The organism is Streptococcus pseudopneumoniae, assembly GCF_001074565.1.
In the GTDB taxonomy this organism is placed as follows: Bacteria; Bacillota; Bacilli; order Lactobacillales; family Streptococcaceae; genus Streptococcus; species Streptococcus pseudopneumoniae_J.
Window position 1 is genome coordinate 1 of sequence record NZ_JUQX01000023.1, and the last position, 1,524, is coordinate 1,524.

Here is a 1,524-nt window from a genome sequence, read left to right on the forward strand (position 1 = left end):
AATGCCATTGTAGACTATGTGCAGTCCAATAGGCCAATAAATGGACTTTGTCACTCTAAACAAGACTGCAAATATGAGACCACCACCCATATATGAGAAAAAGTCTGTCAAAACCCAACCGTGATTACTAATGTGCAAGATTCCAAACAAAACAGCAGAACCAAGCACATCCAGTCCCCATTTCTTTCCTTTTTCCAGAGCGGTCATCACCAATCCACGATAAATCATCTCTTCAAAAATGGGATCTGCAATCACAGGATAGAAAAAATACATCAAAAATGCCGTTGCTCCTGTAAAAGTAGGAATATCCAGTTGATAAGCAATTTCATTTTTGGTAGGCGGAAAAATAAAAAATGTGACGAAGTTCCAAATAACAAAAGCTAGGAGAGCTAGGAAGCAATAGAGAAGATAGGAACCTCTAAATTTTCGACTGTTGATTTTCTGCCATTTCCCTGACCGAATCATAACAATAATAGCAAGCAGAACCACAAGAAAATTCAACAGCATATCCGACAAATAATAGGCAAAGTCAGATAGACCAGTAGCAAGGTCGCTATGTAAAAGCAAACGAATGAAGAACTGGTCAGCAATGACAAGTAGAATAGCTATTAAAAAATAGTAGCGTGAGATTATCTTTTTCATATTTCATCTTTCTAATACCCAAACACCAGTAAACTGACGATAATTAAAAAGGTATTCCACAAGATGTGAAGGGCCATTGACCAATAAATTGAACGTGTATAACGAAAGAGCATGCAGAGTAGCAGACCTGCTCCTGCATAAACGATGAAATCTGTTAACACCCATCCATATTGTAAAACATGGATGAGACTAAAGAGTGTGGAAGAAATGATGACGTCAATAAAGTATTTTTTAAATTTAGATAGGGCTGTCATCAGAAGCCCACGAAAGACCAATTCTTCAACTATCGGAGCAATGAGACTACCATAGAAAATACGCGTTATAAAGTAACTAAATCCTGTCAAATTAGTCGCCACTTCTCGTATAGTATTCCCATTTTGCGTGCTTGGAAAGATCCGAGTTGTTATATTCACCCACAAAAACATCAGTATAAAAGAAAGAAATAAAACACCGATATAAGACCAACGGAACTGGAAACGACCGTACTCTTTCCAACGTTGACTCTTGACAAGAACCACAGTAGCAGCAATTCCCTCAATTACTATCAATAAAATTTGAATCCCATAAAATCCAAAATCGGATAATTGGTTCACCGAGTCTAATTTTGCTACAAGATTAAAAATCGAGTAATAAGACACGAGCACCAAAATTGTCCCTAAATAAAATTTCGTTTCTTTCCTTTTCATAGTTGATCCTTTTAAGTTTTATTTGCGCCTTCTTTCAGCCAAACCTGCCCAGAGTCCTTTCGTCCAATCAAAAGCTCTAGCACGAGGAATCGGCCTTATATTTCTAAAAAGACTCTAAAATAACAAGGGGAGAATTTGACCAATGCCATTGTAGACTATGTGCAGTCCAATAGGCCAATAAATGGACTTTGTCACT

At 37.3% G+C, this 1,524-nt stretch carries 2 protein-coding genes and 1 pseudogene; all 3 read right to left on the reverse strand.

Features of this window, described 5'->3' with window-relative positions:
* Positions 1–642 (reverse strand): CPBP family intramembrane glutamic endopeptidase (locus tag ADI74_RS02700; protein WP_049536878.1); only part of this gene is annotated, 642 nt, incomplete at its 3' end.
* 11 nt (positions 643–653) lie between these two features.
* Entirely contained in the window at positions 654–1,328 is a 675-nt protein-coding gene (locus tag ADI74_RS02705; protein WP_049536879.1) for a CPBP family intramembrane glutamic endopeptidase, read from the reverse strand.
* Positions 1,329–1,442: 114 nt separating this feature from the next.
* Positions 1,443–1,524: pseudogene (locus ADI74_RS10715) on the reverse strand (CPBP family intramembrane glutamate endopeptidase); the annotation flags it as partial.